The sequence below is a fragment of the Paenibacillus sp. FSL L8-0663 genome, assembly GCF_038008125.1.
In the GTDB taxonomy this organism is placed as follows: Bacteria; Bacillota; Bacilli; order Paenibacillales; family Paenibacillaceae; genus Paenibacillus; species Paenibacillus polymyxa_D.
The window spans coordinates 1,805,477-1,821,120 of sequence record NZ_JBBOYM010000001.1; the positions used below are offsets into that span (position 1 = coordinate 1,805,477).

Here is a 15,644-nt window from a genome sequence, read left to right on the forward strand (position 1 = left end):
ATGAATATAATAAATAATAATAATATCTATAAGTATTATTTTGGAGTATAATAAGACTAATATTGAAATTCTCTGGAGGAATAGATATGAAAGAAGCCCTTCTACCTTTATTCCAAGTCCCCCTCAACCGTCCAGACCCTCACAACACCTACATAATTCAATAACCGATTTCCACACTCTATCTCAATACCACATGAAACTAGCCCAAATCCTGTACAAGCACAATCAAGTCCAATGCTGCATTATCCTATGTGACTGGGCGTTAACTTCCATGTTAAAAGCTCTATATATGAAAGAAAACAACAGCCTTTTTCCTCCCGGATTCCTGTCTATGACTGACCTGCTGCACTTATTACATACCGAAACCACCCTGGATTAGATGTTGTCGTATTTATAGGTACCACTCAATTTCTTTCATCCCAGTTAGAAACCCCGCTCCTTCAAATGATGAGGCACAAGGATGTGAGCAGGCTGTTGCGCAGAACTAACGATATTCTCTGCCAGTTGTCATCCAGAGTCATTAGCGATCTATCTCAAACGTATCAGTCCATTTTTTGAGTAGCCCTTCTATGGCAATAAACTTGCCGATTCGCCCTGTCGTTATCCACTTTTCTACATACGATAAGAGTAAGCTTTAATGCAAGGAGGGATTCAGACATGGGTGAAGTAGGTTACGGTGGAGCATGGACATCCACAGGAGCGATTTTGGTATTGTTCATTTTGTTGGTAATTATTACTAAGTCTTTTCTGATCTAACAGCAGGTTAGCATCGCTTAAATCACAAATCGGCCTTCTTTCACGACATCGTGAGGGAGGGCTTTTTATGCAGAATGGGTGTTAGTCCAACATGTTGTCTGGCCCTGCAAGCATTGTTATACTTTACATACAGGGATAATTTCCCTCAAATCTATAGCAATACGGATAGCGGAAGACGTGGGAAAACGGAAATTCGCTGACTATTATCAGGAGGATTGTATGATGAACATGGCAATCAGTCCATTTCAATTTACGACAGACACGGCGACTCTTTGCCTATTTGATACGCAAGCTCTGAAGCATCGCTTGAACGATGAGCCGGATTGGTGGTCCATTGAAGAGGACGAGCTGGGCGAGTTGAACAAAGGAAATGTAGCTTTTTTGAATCTGGGAGCGGACGGAACGTATGAGGTTGTGATGACAGATCATATCGACAAGCCTGCTGTGCGGCTGTTTTTGAAGGTTCCCTCAGGCAACCTATTTATTGGAGCAGGGGAGGAAGCCACAAGTGGTGGGCTGGAGCCTGAGTGTGTATGGGGAGGGATGTTCCTTTCTTTGCAACCGGGACTTTATGAATGCATGGCAAGCAGAGAAGACAACCGTATTTACCTTTCTATAAAAAAAGGAAGCGAAGGCAGCAATAGCTTTACAGGTCTGATTCGATTGTAGATTGCAGGATCAATACGTGACGGTCATACATGCCGCTTGAACAGGTGGAAGCAGGAACAACCGAAGCTAGAGGAAATGGAAAAAGGCTATCCCCACGGCTTACAGATCCGTGAAGACAGCCCTTTATCCGTCTATTGATACTTTACAATAATGGCATTGCTGATTTGGCGGCCGGGTGTGGTGAGATAGGAGCCGTTGTAATACAGCCCGCTTGAAGCACCGCCGTCCAGATTCATGGCCTGATAAGCGCCGGCCTGCTTCATCATTTGGGCGAGCTGCGGAATGGTCGCTCCGCTTGTGGTCAGGAGGATCAGCTTATGATCCCGACTCATTCCGAGTGCGCTGCGGGCGCCGCCGCCTGTTAATATTTTAGGGTCCTTGAAGCCTTCGGCTTTGACATTTAGGGAAACCTGACCGTTCGTAACCAGACGAGGCCCGGCTTGAAGGGCACCTTTAACACTGCCTTGGCTTAACCGTTGTTCGAAGGCGGAACCCGACATTAGCTCGGATAAATGGTTAGCATCGTAGGTGAAGACCGTTCGTTGGTCGCCAGAGCTTTTTTTCAACATCTTTCCGTGACTGACCAGATAGCCGTAAGGCGTCTTGTAGGAGCTTTTGGTATAGGCGTCAAAGAATGTGCCATTAATGGCTACAACCGCTTGATTGCGTTTGGCGAGACTGCTTAAGTCTTCCACTTTACCAATGGTATCGCCTGCTAGAGCCACCTCTAGGCTTACCTTGGGATGGAGCATAGAGACGGTGACCACCTTAGCGGAAAAGGTACGAGACCCGACCTTGAAGCTTTTATGAGCCGTTGTAATGGGGGGAGTATTTCCGGGTAGCTTACCAGTAAGTACCGGAAGCGTGACGGACGTTGTACCCTGCTTAATGCTTACAGCTGAGGTTTCCTTTTGCCATGAGACTTGCAGGTTTAGATATTGGCTGATGAACTGCAAGGGTACATAGGTCGAACCATTATCGGTAAAAGGAGCATTTTGCAAACGGACCGTCTGATCATTCACTTTGGCGGTAGATTGTCCGGTGAATAATGTGATCCGGGTATTGCCTTGCGCGATTTCTATTTTTTTGTCCGCGGCAGTCATGTTGAGTGTGATCCCTTCATAGCTGTTCAGGAGACGGAGCGGGATGAAGGAGTGGTTACTTTGATCCACATAGACCAGCATAGGTGCTGGGGCAGTAGCGTAGATCGGGGTTACAAGTAATAGTAAGGACAGGATAACAAGTGCGGTGATTCTTTTCATGAATAGATCAATCTCCTTATGTAGTCTTGACACTTTACGAGGTGCTTGTAGTTATATCGGATTTTGTGAGTTGTAAATGTATGTTATACGAATGTTGAGTGTTTAACTGATATAGGAAGCGGGGTGGCTGGGGATGAGCAGGTATGAGACGAGACTTGAGGATTACCGTCGCAGAGAGCGCCCGTCTTATCGTGTGTTTGAAGGATTGCAGGAATTGGTGCATAGCGTGGGGCAACTGCATAATAACTGGTTATATGTGAATGTAGATCAATGGGATCAGGACCCTGTTCACACACCGATTTATTATTGGGATGAGCATTGGCTAGAGGAATGTGCAGAGGAGGGTACAGCCGTAACCAACGAACATGACGAGTCTATTCCCAAGTGGGTGCCAGATCGTCAGGTTCAAACCTGGTTTGAGTTGGCGACCTTCGAAAGTATTGTGGAAGTCCTTAAGGCTGCTGGACAGCCAGTGACGCTTCAGATGGTGATTATAGCGGTAAATTACTATGACAAGCACGATGCCTATCTGGACTATGAAGAGGTGAAGGCAGTGACAGACCTGTGGTCTGTGCTGACAAAGGTGAGAAACCACCTAGCAGAATGAACAAGCCTGTAGATCAAACGGGGCATACATACACTGGATGGGGGAAGCGAATGAGTTGGTTGGATCATGAAATGGCAGCAAAGTGGCGACAGGAAGGAAAAAGGTATGCTGCAGATGTGAATGAATTTGTCAGAATCGGTATGGAAAGCCAGTGGCAGCAGGAGCAGCCAGAGCCAAAGCAAGACGAACGCTCCAAACTGGCTGAAGATATTTTTCGTATGATTCAGGACGCAAATCAGGCAGAGGAAACAGAGCAGTTACGTCGGGAAATTCCGGCTGCATCCTGGCCGCTTACAGCAGCGTTTGAGGAGGCTTTGCAAGCCGTTAGGCCGATAGCTTTTATGAATGGAGGCAATGAAGTCATTCTACATGCGGGCAATCCTCGGGAATGTGGAATGATCTATGTGGCGGGAAAAGATAGAATCTTGCAAATCCCCGGACTGCATCGAGTAGGCTGTTCGCCAGACGGGACTTATTTTGCGTTGGTGGATGGACAGGGGATTCGTATTGTTCGTCAACCGGACTTAAATCTGCAAGGAGAAGAGACAGCACATTTTCAGTGGAAGGATATACAAGGACGCTTAAAAGCATCCATTCCTGATTTGGAGTGCTTGGGAGATGAAGAGCATCCAGAGGATATATTAGATGAAGTGATTCCGTTTGGCGATGGACAGCGAGTTCTGCTGGTATGCGGTTACGGCGTTTATTTGTTGGCTGGTGATCAGGTGGATTTGATCCATCCCAAGACGTCTGAACGAAGAGAACTAGAGCTGGAAGACACGATTGTGGATATGGCCCATGGAGCTGTGTCAAGGGATGGACGCTGGATCGCTTACGGTAGCCAGATGAGTGAGCATATGCTTATGGATCTGTCCGATAAGACGGTGCATACATTGGAGCCAAATTCTAGTTATCCGCATTATGCTGTATTTTCCAAAGATGATTTGAATGTCTGGTACAATGCCTGTCATTTCTACAACGGCGCCACCATTCAAGTGTCGATTGCTGAGGTGGATCAGGGTCTTGCTCAGAATAAGGAAGAGTGGCCGATGATAAATGAAGAAATGCGAGTATACGCTGCAACAGCACTGACGCAAGGATCTATTTTGGGTGATGCCTACGGTTATCTCCGTCTGATTGACAGGGAGGGGCGTGAACTTTGGCGCTATTTTGTCGGCAGTACGATATCCGGGCTGGCAGTTACACCCGATGAAGGCATGTTGGCGGTTGGAACGTATGGTGGTATGCTTCATTTGATTGATTTGCAGAGCAGCACGAAGGACGAATATAGCATTGGCACCGCTCTAATTCACGAGACAGAACGTTGGATGATCTGGCGTAACTATGAGCCGTTGCGCTGGTAATACTAATATTCCGCAAATGGTGATAAAAGCAAGTTCTGATAAGCTGAACTTAAAAGTGCAGTAACACATGAATACAATGCTATTTTCATATAGAGAGCATTTGGCATAAACCCATGATGCAAAATGCGAATAGAGAGGAAAGAGGTGTGAGGACATGGACAAGAAAGCGGATATTCGTACATCTATGAAGGAACTATTTGCACAGATGGATGAAGCCTTTTTTATGGATGTGGAAGAAAATGTACCGATTGAAATGCGTGATGGGAATGTCGACGAGGAGGGATGGATCAAATGGAAGCCTCTCCCTTCACAGATTACTGAACAGGAAATTCGGGAGATGGAGGAAAAATACCATTTTGAGCTGCCGCCCCTGCTAAGGAGTTTTATCATGTCCTACCATTATGTATCTTTACAATTCGATAATGAGTCCATTCCGGGAGTGTACTGGAGCGATTGTACGTTTGTTGAGTTTCCACGTCTGCCTGTAGGTCAAGGCTTAAAGGCATTTTATGATTTGCTCGATCAATGGTCACCTCTGCTGTCAGCAGGCTACATTCCTTTTGCAATAGCAGAGGACGACCAAGGTCCCGTTTGTTTAAATGTAGGCAGCAGACATAAGGACGGCGATTATCCTATTGTTTGGTTCTTTCATGAGGACCTACAGCATTTGGATGAGGATGAGCTGCGGATCAGGAGTAATCTGCTTCCCCATGTACAAGGGCTGTTTCCCTCCTCTGTCGAAATGTTTAACGTGATGTTTAAACACATTAGACACTAGCGATTTCCTAAAATGTAATTTTACTGCTCAGCCAACCGAGATATTGACATAAAAAATGAGGAATGTTATAAAAAAGGTAGGCTAGCACTCGAAAGATGGGAGTGCTAACAAAGTAGAATCGTTTGCATAGCTCATATCTGCTGGCCTTACATAGGTTTACATCTGAAAGGAGATATCCGAATGGAGAAAAAACAGTTTCAGGCTGAGTCCAAGCGTCTGCTCGAAATGATGATTAACTCGATTTACACGCAAAAGGAAATTTTTCTAAGAGAGCTGATCTCCAATGCAAGTGATGCGATTGACAAAATTTATTATAAAGCATTGACGGATGATCAACTGGTCTTTGACAAAGAAAATTATTATATCAAAGTAACTGCCAATAAGGATAATAGAACGCTAACCCTGCGTGATACCGGGATTGGTATGACTAAGGAAGAACTAGAAAATAACCTGGGTGTTATTGCTAAAAGCGGCTCACTGGCATTCAAAAATGAAAATGAATCCAAGGATGGTCATGACATCATCGGTCAATTCGGCGTCGGCTTCTATTCAGCTTTCATGGTAGCAGATGTGGTTACAGTGACTACCAAGGCTTTGGGAAGCGATACTGCATATAAATGGGAATCCACAGGTGCGGACGGGTATACCATTGAGGCAGCTGAGAAGGACGAGGTCGGAACCGAGATTGTTCTGAAAATCAAAGCAAACACCGAAGATGAGTCCTACGACGAATATTTGGACGAGTATCGTTTAAAAGCACTGATTAAAAAATACTCCGACTTTATCCGCTATCCGATTAAAATGGATATTACAGGCAAGCGGTTGAAAGAGGGAAGCGACAACGAGTTTGAGGATTACGAGGAAGAACAGCGTATCAACAGCATGGTTCCGATCTGGAGAAAAAACAAAAGCGAGCTGACCGACGAGGATTATCAAAATTTCTATGCGGAAAAACGCTATGGCTACGACAAGCCGCTCCAGCATATCCATGTCAGCGCGGACGGCGCGGTAGTGTACCAAGCTATTCTGTTTATTCCTGAGAATATCCCGTTTGATTTCTACTCCAAGGAATATGAAAAAGGGCTGGAGTTGTATGCCAACGGTGTGCTGATTATGGAAAAATCCCCTGATCTGCTGCCGGATTATTTTAGCTTTGTCAAAGGTATGGTTGACTCCGAAAGCCTGTCACTCAACATTTCCAGAGAAATGCTGCAGCATGACCGTCAGCTGAAGCTGATTGCCAAAAATATCGAAAGCAAAATCAAAGGCCAATTGCTGACCTTGCTCAAAAATGACCGGGAGAAATATGATCAATTCTACAAATCATTTGGCAGACAATTGAAATTTGGTGTCTACAACGATTACGGCAGACATAAAGAAACTCTGCAGGATCTGCTCATGTTCTACTCTTCTACAGAGAAAAAGCAGGTTACTTTGGACGAATACGTATCACGTATGCCAGAAGATCAAAAGTATATCTATTATGCTTCCGGCGAGTCCAACGAGCGTATTGAAAAACTGCCGCAAACCGAAATGGTGGCCGACAAAGGCTACGAAATTCTGTACTTCACTGATGATATTGATGAGTTCGCTATTAAAATGCTCTTAAGCTACAAAGAGAAAGAATTCAAATCTGTATCAAGCGGTGATCTGGGCATTGAGCCTGACGAAACCGAGAAAGAAACAGAAGCAGAACAAAACGACAACAAAGAGCTGTTCGAGTACATGAAGGGCTTGCTGGAAGGCAAGGTATCCAGTGTTAAAGCCTCTAAGCGCTTGAAGACACATCCGGTATGTCTATCCGCAGACGGCGAAGTGACGATTGAGATGGAAAAAATCTTGAACGCCATGCCTAATAACGCTGATGTCAAAGCGAATAAAGTGCTGGAAATTAACGTAAACCATGCGGTGTTCAACTCTTTGAAAGAAGCTTTTGCCGAGGATAAGGAGAAAGTAAACCTCTATACGGCATTACTGTATAATCAGGCTTTGCTGATCGAAGGCTTGCCGCTGCAAGATCCGGTTGAATTCACGAACGATATTTGCAAAATCATGGTTTAACAAGCTTTATTACTATATAGAGCCGTTCCCGTACTGGGAGCGGCTTTATTTATCATAAACGTTTCCTAAAGCTTCATGATAGACCATATAGCGCTTACAGAAGAAGGGATGGGCCCACACATTGCCGATCATACTCAATACAAAGGAGGGCAATTATATGAGTCTGGATCAAGCCAACCAGGAACTCCAAAATTTAGACCGTTTAGAACGAAGTGAGCTTATACAGTTAGTAGAAAAAATCATCAGAGATGAGGGAACAGAAGAGGAAATCGACAGTATGCTGACCATAGTGATGCAAAATACGCCTCATCCGGGGATCAGTGATTTGATCTACTGGGATGACCGTGACTTGAGTGCGGCAGAGATCGTAGATGAGGCATTACGCTATCAGCCCATTATTTTACCACCCCATGAATCATCTTCATAGGATGCGGAGGGGTGGTCTTTTGTTTAGAAATAAGATAATATTAATTCTTTAGGGCTATGCGCATTATATTTAAAAAAACTTCCGTTAAACGTGTGCTGACTTCCCTGGGGTGTATGGGGTAATAGTTGTTTTCTGCTTACTTTACGGATTTTTATGCCTAATTTTGGGTTTTGTAAAGTTTTTGTGACATGTTCCTGTGAATTTTGACACAGCAAATTGTCGTTTTTCTTGATTATTTGGTGGGATGTCTTTATAATCATTTTGTTTGCAAGAATGATTAGCGATTAGCGTATGGAATAAGGAGGTTATTTATTTTGGGAAAAGCATTGATTATTGGCGCCGGTGGCGTGGCCAGCGTTGTGGTGCATAAATGTTGCCAAAACCCAGATGTATTTGAAGAAATTTGTATCGCAAGCAGAACTGTTGAGAAATGCGATGCGCTTAAAGAGAAGCTGGGTGGAGGTCGTACGAAGATACAAACGGCTCAGCTTGATGCTGACAACACCGACATGGTCATTGACTTGATTCGAAGCTTTCAACCGGATGTAGTTATCAATGTGGCTCTCCCTTATCAGGATTTGACGATAATGGATGCTTGCCTTGAGACAGGTGTTCATTACGTTGATACGGCGAACTATGAACCGCCGGATACGCCGAAGTTTGAATACAGCTGGCAATGGGCCTACAAAGAAAGATTCGAAAAAGCAGGAATTACAGCTCTGCTGGGCAGCGGTTTTGATCCAGGCGTGACTGGAGTATTTACAGCTTATGCTCAAAAGCACTACTTTGATGAAATTCATACGATTGATATTGTGGATGCGAATGCAGGGGACCACGGATATCCTTTTGCAACTAATTTTAATCCGGAAATCAATATTCGTGAAATTACGGCGAAGGGCCGTTACTTTGAAAACGGAGAATGGATTGAAACTGAGCCACTTTCTGAGAAAAAGGTATACGACCTTCCTGAAATTGGACCGAAAAATATATATCTTTTGTACCATGAAGAACTGGAATCTCTTGCAGTGAATATTAAAGGCGTGAAAAAAATCCGCTTCTGGATGACGTTCTCGGACAATTATCTGAATCATTTGAATGTACTTCAAAACGTAGGCATGACTTCGATCGAGCCTATTGATTACGAAGGACAAGAAATCATTCCATTGCAATTCCTGAAGGCTATTTTGCCAGATCCGGCTTCTCTGGGTCCAAGAACAAAAGGCAAAACGAACATTGGTTGCATCATCCAAGGCGTGAAAGATGGAAAGCCGAAAACCTATTATGTTTACAATGTTTGTGATCATGAGGAATGTTATGCAGAGGTTGGCTCCCAAGCCATTTCTTACACAACTGGTGTTCCTGCCATGATCGGCGCAATGCTTATTATCAAAGGTATCTGGAAAAAACCAGGCGTTTACAACGTTGAGGAATTTGATCCAGATCCATTTATGGAAGCCCTAAATAAACACGGATTGCCATGGCAAGAGAACTTTACGCCAACGTTGCTTGATTGAGGTCTGCGATGAATATTGATATTACAGGACTTCCATCACCTTGTTATCTTGTTGACGAAAGACTTCTTGTCAAAAACCTTGAGGTTTTAAATTCCGTTCAAGAACGGACAGGCTGCAGTATTTTGCTCGCTCTTAAGGGATTTTCGATGTTTTCGACCTTTCCTCTGGTTGGCAAATACTTAAAAGGGGTAACCTCCAGTTCGTTGTTTGAGGCTAGACTTGGTCGCGAAAAAATGGACAAGGAAGTTCACGTATACGCACCTGCTTATGTTGACAGTGAATTTGATGAGCTATTGGAGTATGTTGACCATATTGTTTTCAACTCCTTTGATCAACTGAAACGCTACAAAAGCAGAGTGCAAGGCGTAACTTCCAAAAAAATCGACATCGGCATTCGGGTGAATCCGGAATATTCGGAAATCGAAACGCCGTTGTATGATCCTTGCTACAACAACTCCAGAATGGGTGTGACTCTGGCTAACTTTAGACCTGAGGATCTGGATGGCGTGGACGGTATTCATTTTCATACGATGTGTGAACAGAATTCAGATACGCTAGAGCGCACCATTAAAGTCGTGGATGAGAAATTCGGGCCATACATTAAGAACATGAAATGGCTCAATTTCGGCGGCGGTCACCATATTACTAGAGAAGACTATGATCTGGACACGCTGGTACGCTGTATTCAATATTTTCAGGATAAATATGGTGTGCAGGTTTATCTGGAGCCGGGCGAAGCTATTGCTTTGAATACTGGATATCTGGTGGCTACTGTATTGGATACGATGAAGAACGGAATGGATATTGCCATTCTGGATACTTCGGCTGAATGTCATATGCCTGACGTGCTGGCTATGCCATATCGCCCTAATATCATCGATGCAGGCAAGCCTGGTGAGTATGCACATACTTACAGACTTGGTGGACTTACGTGCTTGGCTGGAGATGTGATTGGAGACTATTCCTTTAAAGAGCCATTGAAGCCGGGAGACAAGCTTGTATTCTGCGACATGGCCCATTACACGATGGTCAAAAACCACATGTTCAACGGAGTCAACCTGCCAGCCATCGCCAGCTACAACGACGAAGAAGGCATTAAGGTAATCCGTCAGTTCTCCTACGAGGACTTTAGCTCTCGTTTGTCGTAAGAAATAGATGTGATTAAATGACTGTACCGAAGAATGAATGAACTACAAAAGCCTCGCCCCTTGAGATAGGGGCGAGGCTTTTTGGTGTAGTTAGGATTTTTTAGTTTTTATATGTGCCTGTTGCATGTATCCAATACGACAACGGGCATTAAATAATGATTCAATACTTGAAAAGTTACATAAATTTATTTAGTCTACCTTACAGCTTCAGAAGAGAGTTTATAGTCAAACATTTTTCCTCCGAATTGAAGCCCGAGCGCATTGACGGCTAGGTAGTAATCTTTACCTTGCTCAAGAGTTGCATTTAAAAAATATTGACCATTTTTTGAACTTTTAATGCTTTGACCATTACTATCGAAAAGGGTTAGTTCCAACCAAGAGTCGGGATATTTGTGTCCCTGAATTGTAAAGTGAACTTCGCTTGATTTATTTTCTGCCATTATTTTATATACATCGTAGTTTTCCCACATCCCATGTTTCTCTTCACCGAGGGTTCCAATTACCGCATCACCTATAAAATAATAGTTAGCTTGTTCAAAAGTATCATTTGGCTCTTGTTCATTATATTCAAGTAAAGGGGCAAAAGTTGATTCCTTGGCGGCTGGTACGGAATTTGCTTCTTCGGCTAAAGCAACACTGGCAGAAGTACTTAGCAGAAGTGTAAGGCCTAATGAAGCTAACAACGTTTTTTTCATGAATAAACTACCTCTCTTATTTGGTTCATTTACGTGATTATATTAGTTATTTATTTCAAAATTATCTTTATGTGTAATTAAATAGATGTTTGCTATTAAAAAAGGAACAGTTATATTGAATGAATATAATAAAATTGTTACAAGGTGTTGATTTTCCATGATGCAGAAGTAGAAACAAGTTACAACCACGAAGAAGGTATTAACGTAATCCGTCAGTTCTCTTACGAGAATATAGCTGCATTTGTCATAAGACAATAGGTGTTCAAAAATGTAAAAAGGTGGTCCAAGAAGAAGGATCACGTTTTTTGTTATGCTCAAATTTAGCTTTTAAGCTATTTAATCGTAGAAGTAATTTTATAGTCAAACAATTGTCCTAATTCAGCGTTGGGTGTTTCTACTACCAAGTAGTACCATTTACCAGCTTCAAGATTTTTGCCTAAAGAGTATTCACGATCATTTGCGTATCTAATGAAATGTCCGTTACTGTCAGCCAAACCAAGTCTCAGCCATGTGTTGGGATATATGTCTCCTTGAATGTTAAATTGATACCATCCAGACTGAAAAGCCTTAAATTTATAATAATCGGTAGTGTCATAATAACCTGCATAGCCTCCATCAAAGTGTCTTCCTATTTCCCCATAGATATCAACTCCTGCCAGTATTTCACTGGCTTGATCAAACCAGTCATTAGGCTCTCTGTCGGTCCCATTCCCAGAAAGCTGGATAGGTTCCTTTTGTAATGCGGGTGCTGCTTCTTGAGCTTCTTGAGCAGATGCAACAGCGGTGGATGTGCTTAATAGAAGTGCAAGACCTAGTGTAGAAAAAACTGCCTTTTTCATTTAATCATCTCTTCCCTTCTTTTATTTTGGGATTTATACAATGAAATTTGCTAATCCCATCCAGTATTATATAGTGTATTCCAATGAATTGGAATAAAAATGTAACAATAAACAAAAATATATATATTTTTGTCACAATTATGCGTTTTTACAAATTTATCAACTAAACATCAATTAGAGTTAGCCAACTTACTGTATACTATAAAATCCCGTCTTAATATGCTTTTGTGAAAAGAGGCATCCTATTTTAGGAGTAACACAAGCTATGTTATACTCAACAACTGGGGGTGAGAAAAATGTTCGACCCGACCGTTTTTGATAATTTAAAAGTGGCTATAGAAAATGCGGTTTACGATCTGGATAATTTGGATTCACGTATTGACATTACTCAGCGGATCGATAGATTGGAAATGTCCGTGATGTCACGTGAATTTGCTGTCCAATTCAGACTGAGAGAACACCCGAGTGTGACAGCAGAGGTTCAACTAAAGGCGGATTTAAACAACTTGGCTGCGGAAATTTTGGAAATCAAAGATCAAATTCCGGGATGTGTCTTGTTGCTGAGTTTTTACATCGAAATTTGTGATATTGAGTCACAATGCGGCCGGATTGAAAATATACTGACCGAAATTTGGAAGCCCGATCTTCGACCGGTACAAACGCTTAGTCAGATTTACGGAGAGAGGACATCTACATACCAAAACAGGATTGAACTCCGATTTTCCAGACAAATTAACGAAGATCAGATGGAAGACATTCCAGAGCTGTTGGAACACATATTGCTGACGCTTATGGAATTAAACAAGGTCTAAAGGGTTAGGACCGTAATGTAAATAACATTAGTAGACCAACAAGTTAACATTAGAGGAGTTGAAAGTATAAATGAATGAACTTGAATTCTCTCAAGTATATGCGATTATGGAGGCTTCTTTTCCTGAAACGGAATGCAGGACATTCGAGTCACAGAGGGCTCTTCTTCATCATCCGTGTTATCGTTTACTTACCAAAAAAGACGAACAAGGGCAAACAATAGCTTTTTTGGCGGGCTGGGAGTTTACAGATTTTCGGTTTGTAGAGCATATTGCCGTAGATTCGGCTATACGAGGTGGCGGGTTAGGTAAAGAGCTTATGAGCAAGTTTATTTTACAGTCCGGTAAACCGGTAGTGCTGGAGGTTGAGCCACCAGTGGATGAATGGACTCGGAGAAGAATTGGTTTTTATGAACGTTTGGGGTTTCATCTGAACCATTTTGACTATGTACAGCCCCCTTTAAGAGAAGGACAGGCTGATCTGCGGCTTCAAATTATGAGCTATCCAGGTGCGTTGGCTGAACAGGATTTTGCTCCGTGTAAAGAGATTTTATATACCGAGGTCTATGGGTTAAATAAGAAGACTATATAGCTAAAGGTACTTCATTATCGTTCATGTTTTGTCCATACCATTACAAATTCTTTCTCGTCAGTTTCGGCATCCACAGATTCTGCTTGAACGGTAAATCCATTTTTAGTATAAAAGTTAAATGCTTTCGTGTTTGACTGATACACCTTTAATTGAATTTCGTCATGCTGCTTCTTCACCCAATCTAATAGCAGCTTGCCATAGCCTTTCCTTTGAGAATCAACACGTATAAACAGAGCCGCCAAGTATCCATCCAACATGGAAACGAAGCCGCCAATGCTATGATCATCTTGTATGATAACGTAGTTTTGAGCGAGAGGAAGGTACCTGTTTTCCATCTCGGTAACTTGAGATGTCCAATATTGCGGAGCAATAAAATGATGGGCTTCTATGGAAGCATCTAGCCAGATGGCTGCCAACTCGTTGAGCTCTTCCACATTTGCGGGTCTAATCGACATCGTGTCACCTCTTCACAGTACAGTATGTAATCTTATAGATGATGTTGAAATAAAAAAGACCGTCCGAGGACGGTCTTTTTACCCGTGGCGCTTAATTAAAGCTTTGATCCGTATCCCGCGCCTCCGTTAACTCTGTAAATTAGAGAATAACGGACCGGGTAAGGGATACGTTCAACATGTGATTATTGATGTTGACGCACCTCCTTTCCTGATGAACCCATTTTACCATATCTGGTTTGTGATATCCAGTGATTTTCTTATATTTACGGGAATGATTCATAGAAAATATAAGATAAAAATAGCTTGATTTTATGTTCTATGGAAGATATAATCTAAATTACCGTGATTGAAAAACATCGGTGTGAATACATAATATGCGGTCGTGGCGGAATTGGCAGACGCGCACGGTTCAGGTCCGTGTGGGCTAACCCCCCGTGGAGGTTCGAGTCCTCTCGACCGCATCATGCCTAACATTTACAGGTTCTTGGATTGGCTGGATGCCACCAAGAGCCTGTTTTTATATGGGTAAGATGCGTGTACTATTATAACTATTTTATTTATACTGAAATATATATTTGATATAATCCTTTGCACTCTGATTAATGTCTTCGTCACTTGCTTGAAACGAGGCTCCAAAGACAGCGAAATAGGGTATTGTTATGGCGCCAACATGTACTGCGCTTGCTTTAAAAGGTGCTATAACTTCATCAACAGTGAAAGAAACGGAACCAGTAGGTAAGTAATTTTCTTTTTTATCGCCAATGGACATGGCTATCCCTAGCTTCTTTCGTTTTAACTTATCACCTTGTGAACCATAAGCCCATCCGTGAGTAAAAACATCATCAAACCACTTTTTTAATAAAGGTGGGTAACTATACCAATATAAAGGGAATTGAAATATGATATTACTATGTGTTTCAAGTAACTTTTGCTCTCTCAAAACATCAATGCTCCAGTTTGGATACTCTTTATAAATCTCATGAATTGTAATTTCATTGGTATACTGAAGTAATTCTTGTTTCCATCTTTGATTTACTCTGGAATCTTCAATATTCGGATGTGCTAAAATCACGAGAGTCTTCATCATAAATCACCTTTCTTACGTAACATATTTGCCTTAGTAGATGCTCTATTATTATTCTGTATGCTTTAAAAAAAGTAAATACACACAATAAAGTAAGATAGTTACTTGAAAGTGTGCATTGGACTTAGAGTGATGATATGCAATTATAGATTAGATAAACTTTGTTATTTTTAGCGTTGAAAAGGTGGTACTATGAAACAATATAATTTAGGCATAGAAGCAACACTTGAGATCATCGGAGGTAAGTGGAAATCCTTAATCATATGCTTACTAATGTCTGGTAGAAAGAGGACAAGTGAATTACAGCGCAGTATTCCAGGCGTTTCTCAAAAGGTTCTTATACAGCAGCTCCGTGAACTTGAGAAGGATGGCATCATTGGCAGACATGTGTATAATCAGATGCCTCCAAAAGTGGAGTATTATATAACGGAATATGGTATAACAGCAAATGAAATAATTGATTTAATGTGTACCTGGGGAAGAGCGAATATCAAAAAAAGACAACAGCAAGGAGAAGATGTAATGTTGCTAGAAAGTGAGCCAAAATGAATAGTGGAGTGAAAGAGCGCTGTAGACTATGATGT

Annotated in this window: 17 protein-coding genes and 1 tRNA gene; 13 read left to right on the forward strand and 5 right to left on the reverse strand. The window is 42.1% G+C overall.

Translation table 11 applies throughout. The features are described from left to right. Positions 1-657 precede the first annotated feature (657 nt). Entirely contained in the window at positions 658-756 is a 99-nt protein-coding gene (locus MKY75_RS08235; RefSeq protein WP_014599622.1) for a hypothetical protein, read from the forward strand. A 222-nt stretch (positions 757-978) separates the two neighbouring features. Beyond that, positions 979-1,425: a DUF6386 family protein gene (locus MKY75_RS08240; RefSeq protein ID WP_239645164.1), complete on the forward strand. Its 447-nt coding sequence runs from the start codon at positions 979-981 to the stop codon at positions 1,423-1,425. A 131-nt stretch (positions 1,426-1,556) separates the two neighbouring features. Here MKY75_RS08240 and MKY75_RS08245 read toward each other — a convergent pair whose 3' ends face one another. Beyond that, positions 1,557-2,687, reverse strand: a complete 1,131-nt coding sequence (locus tag MKY75_RS08245; RefSeq protein ID WP_340884968.1) for a phosphodiester glycosidase family protein — start codon at positions 2,685-2,687, stop codon at positions 1,557-1,559. A 133-nt stretch (positions 2,688-2,820) separates the two neighbouring features. On the opposite strand from MKY75_RS08245, the gene MKY75_RS08250 reads away from it, so the two are divergent. The 7 genes from MKY75_RS08250 (at position 2,821) to nspC (ending at position 10,586) form a co-directional block, all read left to right on the forward strand. Next, entirely contained in the window at positions 2,821-3,294 is a 474-nt protein-coding gene (locus MKY75_RS08250) for a DUF7716 domain-containing protein (RefSeq protein ID WP_340884970.1), read from the forward strand. Positions 3,295-3,344: 50 nt separating this feature from the next. Next, positions 3,345-4,658 carry a PQQ-binding-like beta-propeller repeat protein gene (locus tag MKY75_RS08255; protein WP_029516660.1) on the forward strand — a complete coding sequence of 438 codons (1,314 nt, stop codon included), beginning with the start codon at positions 3,345-3,347 and terminating at the stop codon, positions 4,656-4,658. A 154-nt stretch (positions 4,659-4,812) separates the two neighbouring features. Next, positions 4,813-5,436 carry an SMI1/KNR4 family protein gene (locus MKY75_RS08260; protein WP_029516661.1) on the forward strand — a complete coding sequence of 208 codons (624 nt, stop codon included), beginning with the start codon at positions 4,813-4,815 and terminating at the stop codon, positions 5,434-5,436. A gap of 180 nt (positions 5,437-5,616) precedes the next feature. Then, on the forward strand, positions 5,617-7,497 hold the full coding sequence (gene htpG, locus MKY75_RS08265) for a molecular chaperone HtpG (protein ID WP_029516662.1): 1,881 nt from the start codon (positions 5,617-5,619) through the stop codon (positions 7,495-7,497). Positions 7,498-7,654: 157 nt separating this feature from the next. Further along, positions 7,655-7,924, forward strand: coding sequence for a bacteriocin immunity protein (locus MKY75_RS08270; protein ID WP_029516663.1), 270 nt, complete (start codon positions 7,655-7,657; stop codon positions 7,922-7,924). Between the two features lie 314 nt (positions 7,925-8,238). Further along, entirely contained in the window at positions 8,239-9,438 is a 1,200-nt protein-coding gene (locus tag MKY75_RS08275; protein WP_029516664.1) for a saccharopine dehydrogenase family protein, read from the forward strand. A gap of 8 nt (positions 9,439-9,446) precedes the next feature. After that, complete coding sequence (nspC, locus tag MKY75_RS08280) at positions 9,447-10,586, forward strand: carboxynorspermidine decarboxylase (protein ID WP_029516665.1); 1,140 nt, start codon at positions 9,447-9,449, stop codon at positions 10,584-10,586. 194 nt (positions 10,587-10,780) lie between these two features. On the opposite strand, the gene MKY75_RS08285 is transcribed toward nspC, so the two are convergent. Both MKY75_RS08285 and MKY75_RS08290 read right to left on the reverse strand, forming a co-directional pair. Further along, complete coding sequence (locus tag MKY75_RS08285) at positions 10,781-11,281, reverse strand: hypothetical protein (protein ID WP_340884972.1); 501 nt, start codon at positions 11,279-11,281, stop codon at positions 10,781-10,783. Between the two features lie 332 nt (positions 11,282-11,613). Beyond that, positions 11,614-12,120 (reverse strand): hypothetical protein, encoded by a 507-nt coding sequence (locus MKY75_RS08290; RefSeq protein ID WP_340884974.1) that lies wholly within the window; start codon positions 12,118-12,120, stop codon positions 11,614-11,616. A gap of 296 nt (positions 12,121-12,416) precedes the next feature. On the opposite strand from MKY75_RS08290, the gene MKY75_RS08295 reads away from it, so the two are divergent. Together MKY75_RS08295 and MKY75_RS08300 are read left to right on the forward strand one after the other, a co-directional pair. Then, positions 12,417-12,932: a hypothetical protein gene (locus MKY75_RS08295; protein ID WP_340884975.1), complete on the forward strand. Its 516-nt coding sequence runs from the start codon at positions 12,417-12,419 to the stop codon at positions 12,930-12,932. A gap of 70 nt (positions 12,933-13,002) precedes the next feature. After that, entirely contained in the window at positions 13,003-13,521 is a 519-nt protein-coding gene (locus MKY75_RS08300) for a GNAT family N-acetyltransferase (RefSeq protein WP_340884978.1), read from the forward strand. A 14-nt stretch (positions 13,522-13,535) separates the two neighbouring features. Here MKY75_RS08300 and MKY75_RS08305 read toward each other — a convergent pair whose 3' ends face one another. After that, positions 13,536-13,976 (reverse strand): N-acetyltransferase, encoded by a 441-nt coding sequence (locus MKY75_RS08305; protein ID WP_340884981.1) that lies wholly within the window; start codon positions 13,974-13,976, stop codon positions 13,536-13,538. A 376-nt stretch (positions 13,977-14,352) separates the two neighbouring features. Here MKY75_RS08305 and MKY75_RS08310 point away from each other — a divergent pair. Further along, positions 14,353-14,437 (forward strand) — tRNA-Leu (locus MKY75_RS08310). Between the two features lie 92 nt (positions 14,438-14,529). Here MKY75_RS08310 and MKY75_RS08315 read toward each other — a convergent pair. Next, complete coding sequence (locus tag MKY75_RS08315) at positions 14,530-15,060, reverse strand: NAD(P)H-dependent oxidoreductase (RefSeq protein WP_340884983.1); 531 nt, start codon at positions 15,058-15,060, stop codon at positions 14,530-14,532. A gap of 192 nt (positions 15,061-15,252) precedes the next feature. Here MKY75_RS08315 and MKY75_RS08320 point away from each other — a divergent pair, with 192 nt between their 5' ends. Next, positions 15,253-15,609 (forward strand): winged helix-turn-helix transcriptional regulator, encoded by a 357-nt coding sequence (locus MKY75_RS08320; protein ID WP_209947932.1) that lies wholly within the window; start codon positions 15,253-15,255, stop codon positions 15,607-15,609. Positions 15,610-15,644: the final 35 nt, after the last annotated feature.

Excerpts from the sequence above, each read along its gene's own strand:
- MKY75_RS08260 (WP_029516661.1), top strand. The coding sequence starts at position 4,813 with ATGGACAAGAAAGCGGATATTCGTACATCTATGAAGGAACTATTTGCA.
- MKY75_RS08250 (WP_340884970.1), top strand. The coding sequence starts at position 2,821 with ATGAGCAGGTATGAGACGAGACTTGAGGATTACCGTCGCAGAGAGCGC.
- MKY75_RS08270 (WP_029516663.1), top strand. The coding sequence starts at position 7,655 with ATGAGTCTGGATCAAGCCAACCAGGAACTCCAAAATTTAGACCGTTTA.
- MKY75_RS08315 (WP_340884983.1), bottom strand. The coding sequence starts at position 15,060 with ATGAAGACTCTCGTGATTTTAGCACATCCGAATATTGAAGATTCCAGA.
- MKY75_RS08245 (WP_340884968.1), bottom strand. The coding sequence starts at position 2,687 with ATGAAAAGAATCACCGCACTTGTTATCCTGTCCTTACTATTACTTGTA.
- MKY75_RS08240 (WP_239645164.1), top strand. The coding sequence starts at position 979 with ATGAACATGGCAATCAGTCCATTTCAATTTACGACAGACACGGCGACT.
- MKY75_RS08285 (WP_340884972.1), bottom strand. The coding sequence starts at position 11,281 with ATGAAAAAAACGTTGTTAGCTTCATTAGGCCTTACACTTCTGCTAAGT.
- MKY75_RS08235 (WP_014599622.1), top strand. The coding sequence starts at position 658 with ATGGGTGAAGTAGGTTACGGTGGAGCATGGACATCCACAGGAGCGATT.
- MKY75_RS08320 (WP_209947932.1), top strand. The coding sequence starts at position 15,253 with ATGAAACAATATAATTTAGGCATAGAAGCAACACTTGAGATCATCGGA.
- MKY75_RS08295 (WP_340884975.1), top strand. The coding sequence starts at position 12,417 with ATGTTCGACCCGACCGTTTTTGATAATTTAAAAGTGGCTATAGAAAAT.
- MKY75_RS08255 (WP_029516660.1), top strand. The coding sequence starts at position 3,345 with ATGAGTTGGTTGGATCATGAAATGGCAGCAAAGTGGCGACAGGAAGGA.
- MKY75_RS08305 (WP_340884981.1), bottom strand. The coding sequence starts at position 13,976 with ATGTCGATTAGACCCGCAAATGTGGAAGAGCTCAACGAGTTGGCAGCC.
- MKY75_RS08300 (WP_340884978.1), top strand. The coding sequence starts at position 13,003 with ATGAATGAACTTGAATTCTCTCAAGTATATGCGATTATGGAGGCTTCT.
- nspC (WP_029516665.1), top strand. The coding sequence starts at position 9,447 with ATGAATATTGATATTACAGGACTTCCATCACCTTGTTATCTTGTTGAC.
- htpG (WP_029516662.1), top strand. The coding sequence starts at position 5,617 with ATGGAGAAAAAACAGTTTCAGGCTGAGTCCAAGCGTCTGCTCGAAATG.
- MKY75_RS08290 (WP_340884974.1), bottom strand. The coding sequence starts at position 12,120 with ATGAAAAAGGCAGTTTTTTCTACACTAGGTCTTGCACTTCTATTAAGC.